Raw genomic sequence first — 18,515 nt, 5'->3', positions numbered from 1 at the left:
GCCGCCGAACCAGAAGGCGGACCCGCTCGTTTGCGGGTTTCATCACGGCGCGTCACCCGCCGGACACCTCAGTGGAACCCGGTGGTCGCCTCCAGCACCGCCCCGAGCGTGTCCTTGACCATGGCCAGCGCGGCGCCCCGCGGGCTCGACCGGCCGCCGGAGACGGCGATCATCCCGGCTTCGCCGCAGTCGTAGCTGATCGCCTTCTCCGGCCCCAGCAGCGCGCCGAAGGTGCTCGCCGCGGGTTCGGCGCGCAGCTCGACGCGCACCAGCCCAGGCTCCTCGCGCTGCGCGCCGGCGACCTGCCGGAGCCGGTGGCCCTCCGGCACCGGCGGCAGCGGTTCGCGGATCGGCTCCGCCTCGACCGCGACGTCCGCCGGGTCCCAGCCCCACAGCAGGCCGGTGATCAGCCGGAGCTTGGTCGCGGCGTCCTTGCCGGAGAGGTCGGCGGTGGGGTCGGCCTCGGCGATGCCGCGCCGCTGGGCCTCGACGACCGCGCCGGCCAGGCCGTGACCTGCGGCGATCCGGTCGAGGACGAAGGTCGCGGTGCCGTTCGGGCAGCCCTGCACGGCGCGGACGTCGAAGCCGCGCAGCACCGAGCGGGCCAGGTCACCGGCCGGCATCGCGGCGCCGGTCGCCCCGGAGATCCGCACCGACCGCCCGGCCCGGCGCGCGGCCTCGTCGAGCTTCCGCCAATGCGTGAGCAGGTGCGACTTCGTCGCGGTCACGACGTGCGCGCCCTGCTGCAACGCCTGCAGGGCGTCCAGCGCGGGCTGGTCGCTGCCGTCCGAGGGCACGGCCTGCGCCAGCACCCGGGCGCCGGCGAGGAGTTCGGCGATCTCACCGGCGGGATCCCACTGCCCGCGGGACGGCACGGCGCCATCGATCCGGACCTGCGACTGCCGGCCGCGGACGGCGACGACGTGCAGGTCGGCGCCGTAGGTGTCGCGCCAGCGCGCACGGTGCCGCCGGACGAGCTCGACGTACTCCCGCCCCACCGGCCCGTACCCGGCCAGGACGATCGGCACGTCGATCATCACGCCGCCCGGGCGAACAGCTCACCGAGGGCGGCGAAGTCCACGTCCGCCAGCGAGTCGCGCAGGACCCGGTGCGGGCCGGGCTGCAGCGGCACCTCGCAGGGGATGGCGATCACCAGGCAGCCGGCGGCCTCGGCCGCGGCCACCCCGGTCGGGGAATCCTCGATCGCGACGCACTGCGCCGGGTCGACGCCGAGCAGCCGCGCGGCCTTCAGGTACGGCTCCGGCTCGGGCTTGTTCTTGCCGTCCACCTCGTCGCCGCAGACCGTCACGTCGAACGAGTCCCGGCCGAGGGTTTCCAGCGCCAGCTCCGTCAGGGGGCGGATCGTGGAGGTCACCAGCGCGGTGGGGATGCCCAGCTCGCGGGCCTCGCGCAGCGCCTCCGGCGCGCCCGGCCGCCACGGCAGGCCCAGCTCGAACAGCTCCTCCATGCGGGCCGCGACCCACTTCGCCGCCGCGTCGACCTCCGCAGTGCCGACTTCTTCCGGGACACCCGCGATCCCGACATCGGCCAGCAGCATTCGCATGCTGCGGGTCATGTTGGAGCCGACCATCGCCTCCCGGGTCGCGTCGGTGAGCGCGCCCCCGCGATGCCTTGCGTAGTCGTCCAGCGCGATGGTCCACAGCTTCTCGGAGTCGACGAGCGTGCCGTCCATGTCGAACAGCACTGCGGCGGGCGAGTTCTGACCGGCGTCGCGGGTCACTCGGGGATCTCCGTTCCGGGAAGAGGTGTGGACCATGACCACTACCAGTACAGCACCCGAGGTCCGGCCTCCCCCAGCGAAAGTGTTCAATCCCTCGTCGCCCCTCGATCGGAGCAATCGACGCGCGGCCCGGGCCCGGTCGGCCCAACGCGGCGGCCCGAACGAGCGACGCGTGATCGTTCGGCCGGAAGGCGAGATCGGCTTCACCTACCTTGGAAGGCCGCATTCCCGTTGGGAGGAGGACGCGCATGGTGTTCAGCAGGACGGGCCGGGCCGCGGCGGCGTTGCTCGCGGTCGCGATGCTGGCGCTCAGCGGAACGGCTGCGGCGCAACCGGAAAGCCCGGAAACCTCGGCGGCGGGGAACAATCCGGTCTACTTCGTGCACGGCTACAACCCGGGCAGCGACGCGAACTGCAAGACCATCTGGGGCAACGCCGTCGACTACTTCGAGAAGCGCGGCTGGCCCGGCGGACAGCTGAAGACCGTCGGCTACTACAAGGGCGACACCGGCTGCGACGTCTCGATCAGCGACGACAACACCACCGGCACGCGGATCAAGCACGTGGCCGCCGACTTCGCCAACTACATCTACGAGCACCACACGAAGAAGGGCAAATCGGTCGACATCGTGGCGCACTCGATGGGCGGGCTGGTCACCCGCGTCGCGCTGCTGGGTTCGGCCAAGGGCTGGTCGGGCTTCCCGAAGGGGCCGTTGAAGGTCGGCGACGTCGTCACGCTCGGCACCCCGCACCGGGGCGTGCGCAACCCGGACGCCTCGGACACCACGCAGTGGAAGTCGATGGACCCGGACTCGGAGTTCATGCGCGTCCTGCACGCGCCGGAGAACCGCCTGAGCCAGTCCTGGGCGGCCGGGACGGACTGGACGTTCGCGGGCGCCAACGAGGACGAGACGGTCAGCGGCACGTCCGCGATCGACAAGGGCTACCACGCCGACCACAAGTTCCGGTACCTCAACGGGAACAGCCCGAAGGTGACGCACTCCGGCATCCGCGAGATCGCCGGCGGCAAGCACGAACTCCGCTACTGGCACTCCAGCGAAGGCGTCCCGCACGACACCGGCAACGGCTGGGCTCCGGTCAAGACCGCCTACGAGGCGGTGAACCAGAACGGCAAGTGGTAGCTCAGGTGTTGAAGTACTTGGCCTCCGGGTGGTGGGCGACGATCGCGTCGGTGGACTGCTCCGGGTGCAGCTGGAACTCCTCGGACAGCGTCACGCCGATGCGTTCCGGCCGCAGCAGCTCGACGATCTTGGCGCGGTCCTCCAGGTTCGGGCAGGCGCCGTAGCCGAGGGAGAAGCGGGCGCCGCGGTAGCCCAGCCGGAAGAACTCCTCCACAGTGGACGGGTCTTCGGCCGCCACCGGAACGCCGGAGGCGAACAGCAGTTCCTGGCGGACGCGGCGGTGCCAGTACTCCGCCAGCGCCTCGGTGAGCTGCACGCCGAGGCCGTGGATCTCCAGGTAGTCGCGGTAGGCGTTGCGGGCGAACAGCTCGTTGGCGAAGTCGGCGATGGGCCGGCCCATCGTGACCAGTTGCAGCGGCAGCACGTCCACCTGCCCGGACGCCTCGGCGCGTTCCCGCGAGCGGAAGAAGTCCGCGAGGCACAGGTGCCGGTCGCGGGCCTGGCGCGGGAACGCGAAGCGGCAGCGCTCCGGCGCGTCCGCTGCGGGCCCGGCCAGCACGACCAGGTCGTCTCCCTCGGACACGCACGGGAAGTAGCCGTAGACCACCGCCGCGTGCTGCAGGATCCCCTCGGTGGCGAGCTGGTCCATCCAGTACCGCAGCCGCGGCCGCCCCTCCGATTCGACGAGTTCCTCGTAGGTCGGGCCGCCCTTCGCGCCGCGCAGCCCCCACTGACCGAAGAACGTGGCCCGTTCGTCCAGGTAGGCGGAGTACTCGCCGACCGGCACGCCGCGCACCTCGCGCCCGCCCCAGAACGGCGGCGTGGGCACCGGAACACCGGCGGCCACGTCCGAGCGGGTCACCGGCGCGGGCTCGGCCGCCGCCTTGCGCTTCTCGGCGATCCGCAGCGACCGCTCCCGGCGGGCCTTGCGCTCCGCCTTCTTCGCCTCCTCGGCCTGGTCCGGGACGATCACGCCGCCGCGCTTGCGGGCCATGATGGAATCCATCAGCCGCAGGCCCTCGAAGGCGTCCCGGGCGTAGCGCACCTCGCCGCGGTAGAGCTCGTCGAGATCACCCTCCACATAGGACCGGGTCAGCGCGGCGCCGCCGAGCAGCACCGGGTACTTCTCGGCCACTCCCCTGGCGTTGAGCTCCGCCAGGTTCTCCTTCATGATCACCGTCGACTTCACCAGCAGCCCGGACATGCCGATGGCGTCCGCGCGGTGCTGCTGCGCGCTGTCCAGGATCGTGCCGATCGACTGCTTGATGCCGAGGTTGACCACGTGGTAGCCGTTGTTGGACACGATGATGTCGACGAGGTTCTTGCCGATGTCGTGCACGTCGCCCTTGACGGTGGCCAGCACGAGAGTGCCCTTGCCGGCGGCGGATTCCCGCTCCAGGTGCGGTTCGAGGTACGCGACGGCGGCCTTCATCACCTCGGCGGACTGCAGCACGAACGGCAGCTGCATCTGACCGGAGCCGAACAACTCGCCGACGACCTTCATGCCGGCCAGCAGGTTCTCGTTGATGATCTCCAGCGGCGGCTTCTCGGCCATCGCCGCGTCCAGGTCGGCTTCCAGCCCGTTGCGCTCGCCGTCGACGATCCGCCGCTCCAGGCGCTCGAACAGCGGCAGCGCCGCGAGTTCCTCGGCCCGCGACGCCCGGCTGGACTTCGCGGTCTGCCCCTCGAAGAGCTCCATCAGCTTCTGCAGCGGGTCGTAGCCCTCGCGGCGCCTGTCGTAGACCAGGTCGAGCGCGACCTCCCGCTGCTCGTCCGGGATCTTGTTCATCGGCAGGATCTTCGAGGCGTGCACGATCGCCGTGTCCAGCCCCGCTTCTCGGCACTCGTTGAGGAACACCGAGTTCAGCACCTGCCGCGCCGCCGCGTTCAGTCCGAAGGAGACGTTCGAAATGCCCAGCGTGGTGCGGACTTCCGGGTGCGTGCGCTTGAGTTCGCGGATCGCCTCGATGGTCTCGACGCCGTCCCGGCGGACCTCCTCCTGGCCGGTGGAGATCGGGAACGTCAGGGCATCGATGATGATGTCCGACTCCGCCATCCCCCAGTTCGAGGTCAGGTCGTCGATCATCCGGTCGGCGACCCGCAGCTTCCAGTCCCTGGTGCGGGCCTGCCCCTCCTCGTCGATGCACATCACCACCACCGCGGCGCCGTGCTCGCGGACGAGCTCCATGACGCGGCGGTAGCGGGAACCCGGGCCGTCGCCGTCCTCGTAGTTGACCGAGTTGACCACGCACCGGCCGCCGAGGCGTTCGAGCCCGGCGCGCAGCACCGGCGGCTCGGTCGAGTCCAGCATCACCGGCAGCGTCGAGGCGGTGGCCAGCCGCGCGGCCAGCTCGGCCATGTCGGAGGCCCCGTCGCGGCCCACGTAGTCCACGCAGAGGTCGATCAGGTGCGCCCCGTCGCGGGTCTGGGCCTTGGCGATCTCGACGCAGGAGTCGTAGTCGCCCTCCAGCATCGCCTCGCGGAACGCCTTGGAGCCGTTGGCATTCGTGCGCTCGCCGACCACCAGCACCGACGCGTCCTGGGCGAACGGCACGGCCTGGTACAGCGAGCTGACGCCCGGCTCGGGCTGCAGCTCGCGCCGCGGCGGCGCCAGGTCGCGCACCGCCTCGACGACCTGGCGGATGTGCTCGCCGGTCGTGCCGCAGCAGCCGCCGACCAGCCGGGCGCCGTACTGCGTGACGAACTCGGCGAGCGCCTCGGCCAGCTCCTCCGGCGTCAGCGGGTACACCGCGCCGTCGGGGCCGAGCTGCGGCAGCCCGGCGTTGGGCATCACCGAAAGCGGCACCCGCGATTGCTTGGCCAGCTGCCGCAGGTGCTCGCTCATCTCGGCCGGACCGGTCGCGCAGTTCATCCCGATCAGGTCGATGCCCAGCGGCTCCAGCGCGGTCAGCGCCGCGGTGATCTCGGTGCCCAGCAGCATCGTGCCGGTGGTCTCCACGGTCACCTGAGCGATGATCGGCACCCGCCGCCCGGCCCGCGCCATGCCGCGCTTGGCCGCCAGCACCGAAGCCTTGGTCTGCAACAGGTCCTGCGAGGTCTCCACCAGCACGGCGTCGATCCCGCCGTCGAGCATGCCGACGGTCTGCTCCGCGTAGGCATCGCGCAGCGCCTCGAAGGTCACGTGCCCCAGCGTCGGCAGCTTGGTGCCCGGCCCCATCGCGCCCAGGACGAACCGCGGCTGCGCGGCGGTGGCGAACTCGTCGGCGCATTCCCTGGCCAGCCGCGCGCCGCGCTCGGAGAGCTCGCGGATGCGGTCGGCGATGCCGTACTCGCCGAGGTTGGCCAGGTTCGCGCCGAAGGTGTTCGTCTCGATCGCGTCCGCCCCGGCCACCAGGTAGCCGCGGTGCACGCCGCGCACCACGTCCGGGCGGGTGGCGTTGAGGATCTCGTTGCAGCCCTCCAAGCCCGCGAAGTCGTCGAGTCCCAGCGGCACCTCCTGCAGCAGGGTGCCCATCGCGCCGTCGGCGACGAGAACCCGGCGCTCCAGCGCCTCCAGCAGCGGTGACCAGGGAGAATGCGGCATACCGACCAGCGTACGAGCGCATCCCAACCCAATTCCCACAGTGTGGTACGAGGCTCCCAGCGGCACGGTTCCCCGTCTTGTTCCCGCAATTTCCATTGAAATCGAAGGTTCGATTTCAATGGAAATTGCGGGACCGCACGGGGCCGCACGAGCGTGAGGCTTCGGGCCGGCGCTCAGATGAGGCCGCGGTGTTGCAGGTAGCGGAACACCGCGATGCCGGGGAGGACCGGCAGCCAGTACGTCAGCAGGCGGGAGATCAGCACTCCGGTGATCGCCGCCGTCGCCGGCACGCCCATCGCTCCGAGGCCCGCGAGCAGCACCGCCTCGACCGCGCCCAGCCCGCCGGGCGAGGGCACCAGGTGACCGAGGGTGTTGCCGATGATGAACACGACCGTCACGGCCGTCCAGGAGAAGTCCGTGTGCAGCGCGGCCAGCGACGCGGCCAGGCCCAGCCCCGACACCACGAGGTAACCCAGCGCGCCGCCGAAGAGCTGGAGCGCGCGGACCGGGTGCCTCAGCGTCTCCAGCAGCTCCCGGCCGACCTCCAGCGACGGCGCGACGATCCGGCGGCGGCCGAACGGCGAGGCGACCACGGCCGCCGCGACCACCACGAACGCGGCCGTGCCGACCAGCACCGGCCAGCCGGTCGGGATCGAGATGTTGGTGAACGTGCCGGCCAGGCCGACCGCGAACACGCCGATCACGGCCACGACGAACGCCACCGCCCCGGTGCCGGCCTGGTTCAGCAGCGTCACCCCGACCGCCAGCGGCCGCCGCAGCCCGAGGCGTTCCATGTAGACCACGTTGATGCCGAAGAACCCGGCGCCGCCGGGCGTGGTGCGCCCGGTGAACGCGGCCGCCATCTGCACCAGGAACGTCCGCCAGAACGGCAGCGGGATCCGGCTGGAGCCCTGCACGGAGATCGACGACAGCAGGATCGCGACGAACCCGGTCACGACCGCCACCGCCAGCCAGCCCCAGTTGGCGTGCCGCGCCGCCGTGAGCACCTCGCCCATGCTGGACAGCTCCGGGAGCAGCAGGTACACCGCAGCGGCGATGAGCAGCAGGCCGATCACGGTGATCGGGCGGACCGGCGAGCGGAAGCCCGGGATCGGCAGGCCCAGCCCGTCCGCCAGGGTTTCGCGCAGCTCGGCCAGCAGGAAGCGCCCGCGCTCCGCCTGGCTCCTGATGCGCCGCGGCAGCGCCAGCGGCATCAGGTTCCGCAGCGCCGCCGCGAGCTGCTCGGCCGGCAGGGAGCTGATCGCGCTTCGCACCGCGCGCTCGGTGCCGACCGCCGCCGCCATCGACACCAGTGCCTCGGCCAGGTCCTGGGCGAGGCGCGCCGAGTCCGCGCCCGCGTGGCTGAACGTGAAGCTGAGCAGCCACGGCCGGTTCTCGTCGTCCACCAGGATGTTCTTCGCGCGAAGGTCGTGATGGGCGATGCGGGCCGCGGCCAGGGCCGCGAGCTGCGCCCAGATCGCCGCGAGCAGCTCGTCGTCGATCTCGGCGCCGCGCAGCTCCGAAAGCCGGCGCCCGGTCACCTGGCGGACCACCAGCAGCGCGGGCGCGTGCTTGACGTCGCAGGCCAGCACGACCTGCGGGGTGCGGACCCCGGCCCGTTCGGCGAGCAGCGTCACGTAGGCCTCGTGCTCCACCTCGTGGTGCGGCGTCGACAGGCTCGGCTCGTCCTGGACGTCGAGCAGCGTGAGCAGGCGCTTGATCTTGTACCAGGGCCCGGCGCGGCGGCTCATCCGCCGCACCACCTTGGCCCGCAGCGTCCACCCCGCCGTGGTGCCCACGGCGAACTCCCGCGGCTCCAGCAGCCGGTGGCGCAGCGCGACGATCCAGGTCGGTTCCAGCCCGGCCAGCTCCAGCTCGCCCAGGATCACCTGGCCGGAGATCTTCCGCCCCGGCGCGCCCCAGACGACGTGGCAGAGCATGCCGACACCCCAGCCCAGCAGCGCGCCGCCCACGGCGTCCAGCGGCAGGTGCCCGCCGAGGTGCACCACCGCCACCCCGACCAGCACGGCGAGCGCCCACCCGAGGTACCGCGCGGCGCGGCCCAGGTAGGGCGCGGCGACCACCGCCAGCACGGTCACGATGGCCACTTCGCCCGCCGGGAACGGGAAACCGCCCGGCGGCCCGGTGAACGGCACGGGCACCGGGCGAACGCCCAGGACGTGCTGCATGAGCCCGGCCAGGGCCCAGGTCGCCGCGCCCGACGCCGCGCACAGCAGCGCCACCCGGATCCAGCCGAAGTACATCGCCACCGCGGTGGCCCCGGCGATCCCGGCCCAACCACCGACCCAGGTGAGCACCACCCACAGCGGGTCGGTGACCGCCGGGATCCGCACCAGCTGCTGGTAGACGGCGAGCTCGACGGGGTTGGCGGGCACCAGGACCAGCAGCACGCTCAGCGTGAGCAGCCCGCCGACGAGGGCCAGCTGGGCCAGGTCCTTCGGGCGGCGGCCGATCGACAGCCGCAGCCGGGACCTCGGGGATATCCCGGTCCCGTCGCTCGGTGACGCTCCGGTGCTGTCCACTGGCTGGATCGGATTCCCTCGGCCGCTGACACCCACGGTGACTCGGGTAAAGGGTCTGGCCCCGGCACCGTCCCGTCAAACCGGGATGCGGATCGTTCCACGACGGCACCGCACTGCAAGCGGCCACCGCCGCTGGGAAACAGCGGCCCCCGGGTGTTCGCGCCCGGCGGATGATGTTCGGCGGGGACGTCGGGCGCTCGCGTCGGCGTGGCGTCGTAGGCTGGCGCCGTGACCGATCGCGACGCACACATCACCGGACAACAGCGCGCCGAACTGCCCCCGCTGACCGACCCGATCGTCGTCAGCGCCTTCGAGGGCTGGAACGATGCAGGCGACGCCGCCAGTTCCGCGATCGAGCACCTGCAGCTCATCTGGGACGCGGAGCCGCTCAGCGAGGTGGACCCGGACCCGTACTACGACTTCCAGGTCACCCGCCCCACCGTCAAGCTGGTCGACGGCATCACCCGCCAGGTCTCCTGGCCGACCACGCGGCTGACGGTCTGCCGCCCGCCCGGCTGCGATCACGACGTGGTGCTGGTGCACGGGATCGAGCCGAACATGCGCTGGCGGGCGTTCTGCGCCGAACTCGTCGAGCAGATCGAGCGGATCGGCGCCCGCACCGTGGTCACCCTCGGCGCCCTGCTCGCGGACGCGCCGCACACCCGGCCGGTGCCGGTCAGCGGCGCGGCCTACGACACCGAGTCGGCGGCCCGCTACGGGCTGGAGCGCTCCCGCTACGAGGGCCCGACCGGGATCGTCGGGGTGTTCCAGGACGCCTGCGTGCAGGCCGGGATCCCGGCGATCTCGTTCTGGGCGGCGGTGCCGCACTACGTGTCGCAGCCGCCGTCGCCGAAGGCCACGCTGGCGCTGCTGCACCGGGTCGAGGAGGCGCTCGACGTGGAGGTGCCGCTGGGCAACCTGCCCGAGCAGGCCGAGGAGTGGGAGCAGACCGTCAGCGAGATGGCGGAGGAGGACGAGGACGTCCGCAACTACGTCCGCGCGCTTGAGGAGCGCGGGGACGCCGAGGTCAAGCTGACCGAGGCCAGCGGGGACGCGATCGCCGCGGAGTTCGAGCGCTACCTGCGCCGCCGTGGTCCGGGCGGCCCCGGCGGCAAGGGACCGCTGGGCCCCGGCCCGGGCTGACCGGCGCTTTCGCGGCCGTTGGCGACAAATGGACTGGACCTTGACGCGCGCAATGGTCTAGTCCATTTTTTGTTGTGCCCCAGATCACTCCCAACGGATCGGAGCACTCCCATGCCACGGATGCGCACCGCGCTCGCCGCCCTGGTCGGCCTGGTCGGGCTGACGCTGCCCGCCACCGCCGCGGCCGCCCCCGAACCCGCCGCGCCGGACATCCCGGCCCACGCCCTGGTCGGCTACCTGCACGCCAGCTTCGCCAACGGCTCCGGCTACGTGCGCATCGCCGACGTGCCCGCCGAATGGGACGTCATCGACCTCGCCTTCGCCGAACCCACCTCCCCCACCTCCGGCCGGCTGGAGTTCAACCGCTGCCCGGCCGCCGAATGCCCGAACGTCGAGACCGACGAGGAGTTCATCGCCGGCATCAAGGCCAAGCAGGCCGAGGGCAAGAAGGTGCTGCTGTCGGTCGGCGGCGCCAACGGGCAGGTGCGGCTGGAGACCGCGGGCGCGCGCGACGCCTTCGTCGAATCCGCCGCCGCGATCATCGACCGCTACGGCCTCGACGGCATCGACATCGACTTCGAGGGCCACTCGCTGGAGCTCGCCCCCGGCGACACCGACCTGAAGAACCCGACCACGCCGGTCGTGGTCAACCTGATCGCCGCGCTCCGGACGCTGAACGAGCGCTACGGCCCGGACTTCGTGCTGACCATGGCGCCGGAGACGTTCTTCGTCCAGCTCGGCTACCAGCACTACGGCGGCGGCTCCGGCGCCGACCCGCGCGCCGGCTCGTACCTGCCGGTGATCGACGCGCTGCGGGCGGACCTGGACCTGCTGCACGTCCAGAACTACAACTCGGGCCCGATCATGGGCCTGGACGACCAGTACCACACGATGGGCACCGCGGACTTCCACGTGGCGATGATCGACATGCTGCTGACCGGCTTCCCGCTGGCGAAGAACCCGGACAACGCCTTCGCGCCGCTGGCGCCGGAACAGGTCGCCATCGGCCTGCCCGCGGCCAACCCGGCGGGCAACGGCTTCACGCCGGTCCCGGAGGTCCACAAGGCGCTCGACTGCCTGCGCGCGGGCACCGGCTGCGGCCCGTACCAACCGCACGGCACCTATCCGGCCCTGCGCGGCCTGATGGCGTGGTCGATCAACTGGGACGCCTACCACGGCAACGAGTTCGCCAAGGCCCACGACGACTACTGACCCGGGGGCGCCTGCCGCCGAACCGCTCGGCGGCAGGCGCCCCAGATCACCGCATCCGGCGGATCAGGTGGCTCGGCGGCGGGCGAAGAACATCGCCGCCGCTCCGAGGGCCAGGCCCACGACCGCCGCGATCGTCACCGGGAGCCAGGGGAAGGACCGATCGGCGCGGGTGGCCGCGCGGAAGTCGGGGACCGCGTTCGGGTCGCCGACCTGGCCCTTGCGATCCACCGTGGTGCCGTCCGCCCAGCCGTTGCCCAGGTCGCAGTTGACCCGGTCGCGCGCGGAGATCGAACCCTCCGGCAGCGACATGTCCAGGCTCTCCGCCCTGGCCGTCACCCCCGGCGGCGGCTCGACCGCCGGCTTGCGGATGCCGAACTGCTCCTTGGTGCGCGCCTCGACGTCCGCCACCAGGTACTCGGTGAGGTCCAGGCCGTCCATCGCCCACTTGTTGCTCCAGTCGGTGAGCAACGCGCGGGCCCGCGGGGCGTCGCCGGCCCGGTACGCCTCGGCCGCCTGCTGCTCGACGCCGCCGATCTCGCCGAGCATCTGCGCCTCGAAGCCCTCGAACGCCTTGGTGACGTCGCCGAGGAACACCTCCGGCCGGTCGCAGGTGTAGTACATGAGCCGCTTCGACACGTAGGTGGCCGAGCGGGTCGCCTCCTGCGCCGCGTACTCCGGGCTCAGGTAGTTGGCCGCCGCCCCGGACGTCAGGTAGCGGTGCTGGCCGTACTCCGGCGGCACGGTTTCGGCACCGATGTGGAACGGGATGTACGGCGCGGTGATCGCGGCGGTGTTGGCCACCCACAGCGTCGCGAGCTCCGGATGCGCCAGATCCGCCTTCAGCTCGGCGACCTGCCCGTAGCCGGAGCGGTCGTCGGACCAGCGCGGGTCGCGGACCATGCGCTGCATGTCCACCAGCGAAACCTCGCCCAGCCGCCGCAGCTCCTCCTCCAGCGTCGGCGGATGCCGCCACGGCGCCTCGTCGTCCGGGGTGGACTTGCCGGGATGCCCCGGGAACGGCGTGCCGTAGACCTGCTGGACGTTGAACGGCCTGCCGTCGGCCGGGTTCCACCAGCCCTGCTGGACCGCGAAATCGACCAGGTTCGGCGAGCCCATGTGGTCCGGGTCGTTCCGGTAGTCCACCGGGAAGTCGCCGATGTAACCCGGATAGGACACCCGCACGTCGTCGGGCCCGAGCCGTTCGGCCGCCCACAACCCCTTGCCGCCGGCGAACTCGATGAACACCCAGCCCTCGTTGGCATCGGCGAACAGGTGCGAGTTCCCGCCGTAGGTGGTGTAGCCGTGCCGGTCGATCAGGTCGCCGAGGATCTGCACGGCCTCGCGCGCGGTGTGCGCCCGCTCCATCGCGATCCGCGACAGGTCGCTGTAGTTCGGCCCGGTCTGGCCGGGCGGGGTCATCTCGACCAGCTCGGGCCGCGAGTCCGACCACACGTCGCGCGCCGCCACCTGGTACTCGTTCAGCCCGCCGTTGGTGAGCGGGGCCGGGAACCCGGCGAACTCCGAGTAGTTCGAGGTGATGTACTTCGCGGTCTCCGGCACCTGCGGGATCTGCGTCAGCCGCCCCGGCAGGTCGGCCTCCTCGGTGGCGCCCACCGTGATCGTCGAGCCGGGTTCGTGCTGCTGCCGGGGCACGATCTCCAGCCAGTGGCTGGAGGGCTCGTGCCCGAACCCGCCGAGCAGCGTCGCCCCGCTCTCCGTCCGGTTCTTGCCGATGTAGAAGGCGATGCTCTTGTCCGGCATCGGCCGGACCTGCTGCTGCGGCGGGGTGGCCGGATCGGCGACGGCGATCGGCGCGGCGAGCACCGCCACCGTCACTGCCAATCCGAGAGCACCGCACCGATGTCGGAGCCGCGACACGACAACCTCCTGGATTGAGATGATCAGTCGCGCCTTTTCTAGCCCAAACGGGCGAATATTCTCAACTGAGGCGGCTGAGGTACTCCTCGGCTCCGGCCGGGTCGAGGAACCAGGACTCGAAGTCCGCCGGGTCGTCGAAGCCGTTCACGAAGCGGTTCCGGATCGCCGGGATCTCCACCGCCGCGCCGAGCAGCCGCTGCACGTGCGGCGGCGACGGTTGCAGCATCGCGTTGCTCCACACCGTCACGTGCCGGGCGTAGTCCCAGAACCGGTCGAAGGTCTCCTGCATCCACTCGGCGTGGAACGGCCGGTCCGCCCGCCGCACGATGCTGTCCAAATAGGACTCCGCCGCCTTGCTCGCGCTGTTGACGCCCTGCCCGGTGACCGGGTCGGTGACCACCACCGCGTCCGCCATGCCCAGCACCGCCGCCCCGGAGGGCAGCCGCGCGACCGGCTTGCGCACCACCGGGGTCACCCCGCCGGCCAGGACCGCCCGGTCGTCGGTCAGTTCCGCGCCAGCGAACCGCTCGTGCTCCCACGGCATGTGGGCGCGCAGCAGCTCCAGCATCCGCGCCCGGTGCTCCTCGGGACCCGGGCGATCGGCCCAGCAGTCCAGCGGCCCGCCCGGGAGGCCCTCGAAGAACAGGATGTCGCACGGCCCGCCCTCGGTGTAGCCGGGAATGACGAAGACCTCGCCCACGCCCGGCACCGAGTTGAACCGGACCAGCCCCGAATCGTCCACATCGGACGATGGTGCGGCGCCGCGCAGGTAGGACACCGCGAGCGCCCGCTGCGGCTCGGCGAACGGGGACCACCCCGGGTCGCGTTCGAAGATGCGGCCGAGCTTCCCGGCACCCGCCGCGACCAGCACCAGGTCGTAGCCGCGGCTCAGCTCGTCCAGGTCGGACGCCTCGATGTCGCGGTACTCGACGGCGCCGCCGCGCTCGGCGAAGAGCTCCAGCCACCCGGCCATCTTCAACCGCTGGTCCACCGACTGCGCGAAGCCCGTCAGCTCGCCCCGCCAGTCCAGCACCCGGGAGCCGTCCGGGCCGCCCACCGACAGCCGCAGCCCGGTGATCTTCGGCGCCTGCTCCTCCCACAGGTTCAGGCCGTGCTCCCGTTCGCACCCGAGCGCGGTCCGGAACATGACCTGCGTGGACATCACCCGGCCGCCCCGGATCTCCGCCGGCGTCCGCGCCGAGATCAACGTCACCTCGTAGCGCAGCGCCTGCAGGCTGAGTCCCAGCTGCAACCCGGACTGTCCCGCCCCGACGATCAGGACCTTCCGCATCTCCCCGACCACCTTCCCGTTGGTCTCCCCGAACTCCCGGGCACAGCAGACCCATTCCGCCATTCGTCGCAGCAGATTGGTCCATTGCTCCCAGTAACCGAGCAAGATCCAACCAGACGGGGTTTGCGAAGTCCATGCGGCATGCGAACTCGTTCCACGAATGGTGCATACCATGCGCTGACCGGCTACTTTTGCCGGATTTAACGCAGCTCCGGAACCGGATCGAACAAGTCCACCAGAAAAGTGAACGGAAGCCGAACAATCGGCTTCCGCTCACTCTCCGTGTTGATCGCCGGTTCTAGAGCTCGACGCCCAGCAGCGCGTCGACGGCGGCGCGGATCAGCCCCGGAGCGCCGCGGTCGGAACCACCGGCGGTCAGCGCCTCGTCGGCCCAGGCGTCGATCGCGCGCAGCGCCTGCTGGGTGTCCAGGTCGTCGGACAGCCGCTCGCGCAGCCGCGCGACCGCCTGCTCCGCCACCGGAGCCGACTCCAGCGCGACGGCCTCCCGCCAGCGCGCCAGGCGCGCGGCGCCGCCGGTCAGCGCGTCCGCCGTCCACTCGCGGTCGGCGCGGTAGTGGCCGTCCAGCAGCGCCAGCCGGATGGCCATCGGATCAACCCGGTCGCCGCGCAGCCGCGACACGAACACCAGGTTGCCCTTGGACTTCGACATCTTCTCGCCGTCCAGGCCGATCATCCCGGCGTGCACGTAGTGCTTGGCGAACGGGAACTCGCCGGTGAGCGATTCGGCGTGCGCGGCGCTGAACTCGTGGTGCGGGAAGATCAGGTCCGAGCCACCGCCCTGCACGTCGAAGCCGAGCCCGAGCCGGTTCAGCGCGATCACCGAGCACTCCAGGTGCCAGCCCGGCCGGCCGGCGCCGAGCTCGGACTCCCAGGACGGCTCGCCGTCGCGGGCGGCCCGCCACACCAGCGCGTCCAGCGGGTGCTCCTTGCCGCCGCGGTCCGGGTCGCCGCCGCGCTCGGCGAAGAAGGCGCGCATGGTCGCGTCGTCGTAGTTGGACTCGTAGCCGAAGCGGCCGGAGGCCTGGTGCCGGAAGTAGATGTCGGGGTACTCGTCGTCGACCCGGTAGGCCGCGCCGGAGGCCAGCAGCTTGCCGACGGCCTCGACGATCTCCGGGATCGACTCGACCGCGCCGACGAAGTCCGCCGGCGGCACCACCCGCAGCGCCGCCATGTCCTCGCGGAACAGCGCCGTCTCGCGCATCGCGAGCACGATCCAGTCCTCGCTGTCGCGCTCGGCGCGCTCCAGCAGCGGATCGTCGATGTCGGTGACGTTCTGCACGTAGTGCACCTGGTGACCGTTGTCCAGCCAAACCCGGTGGACCAGGTCGAACGCCAGGTAGGTCGCGGCGTGGCCGAGATGGGTCGCGTCGTACGGCGTGATGCCGCAGACGTACATCCGCGCGACGGGCCCGGGTTCGGTGGGCCTGATCTCACCGGCGGCGGTGTCGAAGAGGCGCAGGGGACTTCGTGTGCCCGGCACCTGAGGCACGGGAACCGATGACCAGGGTTGCATGCATCCGACCTTAAACGCCCGTGGCCGGTGGACGCCCCCACCCGGGTCATCGCCCGTATCACATCGTGGGAAGATCGGCAGCTCGCCGACGCGACCGGAAACCAGATCTTGTCGGAACTATTCGGATCCCAGTCAGGAACTTACCAAATCCGGCCCCGGAGGAGATCGATTCAACGCCTTCGGAAAATCAACCGGAACAACGCGGGAAAACCGCCTTTGATCTTTTGAAACCGCCGCTTCGCAACGTCGGCGCCGAAGTGGGATGATTCACTTGGACAAGTTGAATATTCGCACGTCAGAGGATTGTCAAAAAATCCGTCGAACCGGACCTGGTCCCGAAATAGAACACCCGTACCGGTATCAGATCCGCGCCCGAACGACCGGACATGAACAACTCGCCGCACATGATCAATACCCGCACGAAAGGACGCGAACGCAAATCCGCGGACCGCCTGAATTGATCGGCTGGATCCGGCAATTCACGCGGCCCCGGCGACCGGGCGAAGCTCCCGGCACCGGCGAAGCAGTGGAGGCGATCGGTGACATCGGTACGCGTGGAACGGCTCTACAAGATCTTCGGGCCGCAGCCGACCGAACTGGTTCGCCGCCTGGAGGCGGGAGCCGGCCAGGGGGAGCTCGACGCGGCGGGCGCCACGGCCGCGGTGGTGGACGCGACGTTCGAGGTCGAGGAGGGCGAGACCTTCGTCGTCATGGGGCTGTCCGGCTCCGGCAAGTCGACGCTGATCCGCATGCTCAACGGGCTGCTCACGCCCACCTCGGGCAGCGTCCTCGTCGACGACGTGGACATCACCGGGATGTCCGCCGCGGCACTGCGCGCGATGCGGCAGCAGAAGATGAGCATGGTCTTCCAGCACTTCGCCCTGTTCCCGCACCGCACCGTGCTGGACAACGCCGGCTACGGGCTGCAGATCCGGGGCGTCACCAGGTCCGAGATCGCCGAGCAGGCGCGCGACGCGCTGAGCCTCGTGGGCCTGGAGGGCTGGGAGGAGCGTTATCCCCAGCAGCTCTCCGGCGGCATGCGGCAGCGAGTCGGGCTCGCCCGCGCTCTGGCGGCGCAGACCGATGTGCTGCTGATGGACGAGGCGTTCAGCGCGCTGGACCCGCTGATCAAGCGCGAAATGCAGGACCAGCTGCTGAATCTGCAAGCCAAGCTGGGAAAGACGATCATCTTCATCACCCACGACCTCAACGAGGCGATGAAGCTGGGCGACCGGATCGCGATGATGCGAGCAGGCCGGATCGTGCAGATCGGCACCGCGGAGCAGATCCTCAACGAACCGGCCGACGACTACGTGGCGAAGTTCGTCCAGGACGTCGACCGCAGCCGGGTGCTCACCGCGGCATCCATCGCCGAGCCGCCGGGCACCACGCCGCCCGACGGGGAGCCGGTGCCCGCCGACACCCCGATGAAGGACCTGTTCACGCGGATGAGCGCCCGCGCGGCACCGGTCCCGGTGGTCGACGAGCAGCAGCGGGTGATCGGCGTGGTCACCCCGGCCGCGGTGTTCGAGGCCCTGTGCCGCGAGGCCAGGGTGCACAGCCCCGCGCCCGCGATCGAGGAGGCGTCCGATGTCTGAGGCACTCCGGCTCGCCGCCCAGTTCGACCTGCCGCGCATCCCCGTCGGGGACTGGTTCGCGGCCCTGGTCACCTGGCTGAACAGCAACATCGGTCCGGTGTTCGACTTCATCGATCTCGTGCTCCGGTCGTCGGTGGACGGCCTGACCTACGTGCTGAACTGGCTGCCCGACCTGGCCATGGTGCTGGTGTTCACCGCGCTGGCGCTGTGGCTGCGCAGCTGGCGGTTCGGGCTGTTCAGCCTGATCGGATTCGGGCTGATCGCCAGCATGCAGATGTTCGAGTCGGCCATGCAAACCCTGTCGCTGGTGCTGGTGGCCAGCATCATCGCGGTGGCCATCGGCATCCCGGTGGGGATCCTGGCAGCCCGCAGCCGCAAGGTGAGCGGGGTGGTGCGGCCGGTGCTGGACCTGATGCAGACCATGCCCGCGTTCGTGTACCTGATCCCGGTCATCTTCTTCTTCAACATCGGTGAAGTGCCGGGTGTGGTGGCCACCGTGATCTTCGCGCTGCCGCCCGGTGTGCGACTCACCGAGCTGGGCATCCGGCAGGTGGACGCCGAGGTGGTCGAGGCGGGCGAGGCGTTCGGGGCGCCGACCCGCAAGATCCTCACCGGCATCCAGCTGCCGCTGGCGATGCCGTCGATCATGGCCGGCATCAACCAGGTGATCATGCTGGCCCTGTCGATGGTGGTCATCGCGGGCATGGTCGGCGCGGAGGGGCTGGGCACCGACATCTACGAGGCGGTCACCCGGGTCCGGCTCGGCCAGGGCTTCGAGGCCGGGGTGTCGGTGGTGATCCTCGCGGTCTACCTGGACCGGATCACCGCTGTGTTGTCGGACCGCTCGCCGGTGGCGCGGGCGGAACGCAAAGCGGCCAAGACCGGCTGA

Annotated in this window: 12 protein-coding genes; 5 read left to right on the top strand and 7 right to left on the bottom strand. The window is 71.0% G+C overall.

The features are described from left to right. Positions 1-68: 68 nt before the first annotated feature. Positions 69-1,037: a homoserine dehydrogenase gene (locus tag E1288_RS03310; protein WP_132480502.1), complete on the bottom strand. Its 969-nt coding sequence runs from the start codon at positions 1,035-1,037 to the stop codon at positions 69-71. Next, positions 1,037-1,741 carry an HAD family hydrolase gene (locus E1288_RS03305; RefSeq protein ID WP_268951789.1) on the bottom strand — a complete coding sequence of 235 codons (705 nt, stop codon included), beginning with the start codon at positions 1,739-1,741 and terminating at the stop codon, positions 1,037-1,039. Before E1288_RS03305 ends, E1288_RS03310 begins: the two co-directional genes overlap by 1 nt. A gap of 248 nt (positions 1,742-1,989) precedes the next feature. On the opposite strand from E1288_RS03305, the gene E1288_RS03300 reads away from it, so the two are divergent. Next, entirely contained in the window at positions 1,990-2,883 is an 894-nt protein-coding gene (locus E1288_RS03300; protein ID WP_132480496.1) for an esterase/lipase family protein, read from the top strand. A 1-nt stretch (position 2,884) separates the two neighbouring features. Here the strand turns inward: E1288_RS03300 and metH are convergent, their stop codons facing one another. Both metH and E1288_RS03290 read right to left on the bottom strand, forming a co-directional pair. Next, positions 2,885-6,427 carry a methionine synthase gene (gene metH / locus E1288_RS03295; protein ID WP_132480493.1) on the bottom strand — a complete coding sequence of 1,181 codons (3,543 nt, stop codon included), beginning with the start codon at positions 6,425-6,427 and terminating at the stop codon, positions 2,885-2,887. 173 nt (positions 6,428-6,600) lie between these two features. Beyond that, positions 6,601-8,970 carry a lysylphosphatidylglycerol synthase transmembrane domain-containing protein gene (locus E1288_RS03290; RefSeq protein ID WP_132480490.1) on the bottom strand — a complete coding sequence of 790 codons (2,370 nt, stop codon included), beginning with the start codon at positions 8,968-8,970 and terminating at the stop codon, positions 6,601-6,603. 249 nt (positions 8,971-9,219) lie between these two features. Here E1288_RS03290 and E1288_RS03285 point away from each other — a divergent pair, with 249 nt between their 5' ends. Further along, a complete protein-coding gene (locus E1288_RS03285) occupies positions 9,220-10,113 on the top strand; it encodes a PAC2 family protein (RefSeq protein WP_132481062.1) in 894 nt (297 codons plus the stop codon). 111 nt (positions 10,114-10,224) lie between these two features. After that, a complete protein-coding gene (locus tag E1288_RS03280) occupies positions 10,225-11,325 on the top strand; it encodes a chitinase (protein WP_132480487.1) in 1,101 nt (366 codons plus the stop codon). A 63-nt stretch (positions 11,326-11,388) separates the two neighbouring features. Here E1288_RS03280 and E1288_RS03275 read toward each other — a convergent pair whose 3' ends face one another. From E1288_RS03275 to mshC, 3 genes are all read right to left on the bottom strand, one after another. Further along, positions 11,389-13,161 carry a C69 family dipeptidase gene (locus tag E1288_RS03275; RefSeq protein WP_235883330.1) on the bottom strand — a complete coding sequence of 591 codons (1,773 nt, stop codon included), beginning with the start codon at positions 13,159-13,161 and terminating at the stop codon, positions 11,389-11,391. 103 nt (positions 13,162-13,264) lie between these two features. Then, complete coding sequence (locus E1288_RS03270) at positions 13,265-14,494, bottom strand: styrene monooxygenase/indole monooxygenase family protein (protein ID WP_132481056.1); 1,230 nt, start codon at positions 14,492-14,494, stop codon at positions 13,265-13,267. Between the two features lie 298 nt (positions 14,495-14,792). Continuing rightward, positions 14,793-16,028 carry a cysteine--1-D-myo-inosityl 2-amino-2-deoxy-alpha-D-glucopyranoside ligase gene (gene mshC, locus E1288_RS03265; RefSeq protein WP_132480484.1) on the bottom strand — a complete coding sequence of 412 codons (1,236 nt, stop codon included), beginning with the start codon at positions 16,026-16,028 and terminating at the stop codon, positions 14,793-14,795. A gap of 539 nt (positions 16,029-16,567) precedes the next feature. Here mshC and E1288_RS03260 point away from each other — a divergent pair. Together E1288_RS03260 and E1288_RS03255 are read left to right on the top strand one after the other, a co-directional pair. After that, positions 16,568-17,626, top strand: a complete 1,059-nt coding sequence (locus E1288_RS03260; RefSeq protein ID WP_408012858.1) for a quaternary amine ABC transporter ATP-binding protein — start codon at positions 16,568-16,570, stop codon at positions 17,624-17,626. Continuing rightward, positions 17,619-18,515 (top strand): ABC transporter permease, encoded by an 897-nt coding sequence (locus E1288_RS03255; protein ID WP_132480481.1) that lies wholly within the window; start codon positions 17,619-17,621, stop codon positions 18,513-18,515. The genes E1288_RS03260 and E1288_RS03255 overlap by 8 nt, the downstream gene beginning before the upstream one ends.

Origin of the sequence: Saccharopolyspora elongata, from assembly GCF_004348985.1 — a bacterium.
Taxonomy (GTDB): Bacteria; Actinomycetota; Actinomycetes; order Mycobacteriales; family Pseudonocardiaceae; genus Saccharopolyspora; species Saccharopolyspora elongata.
This window is presented reverse-complemented; position numbering and strand designations above follow the sequence as displayed.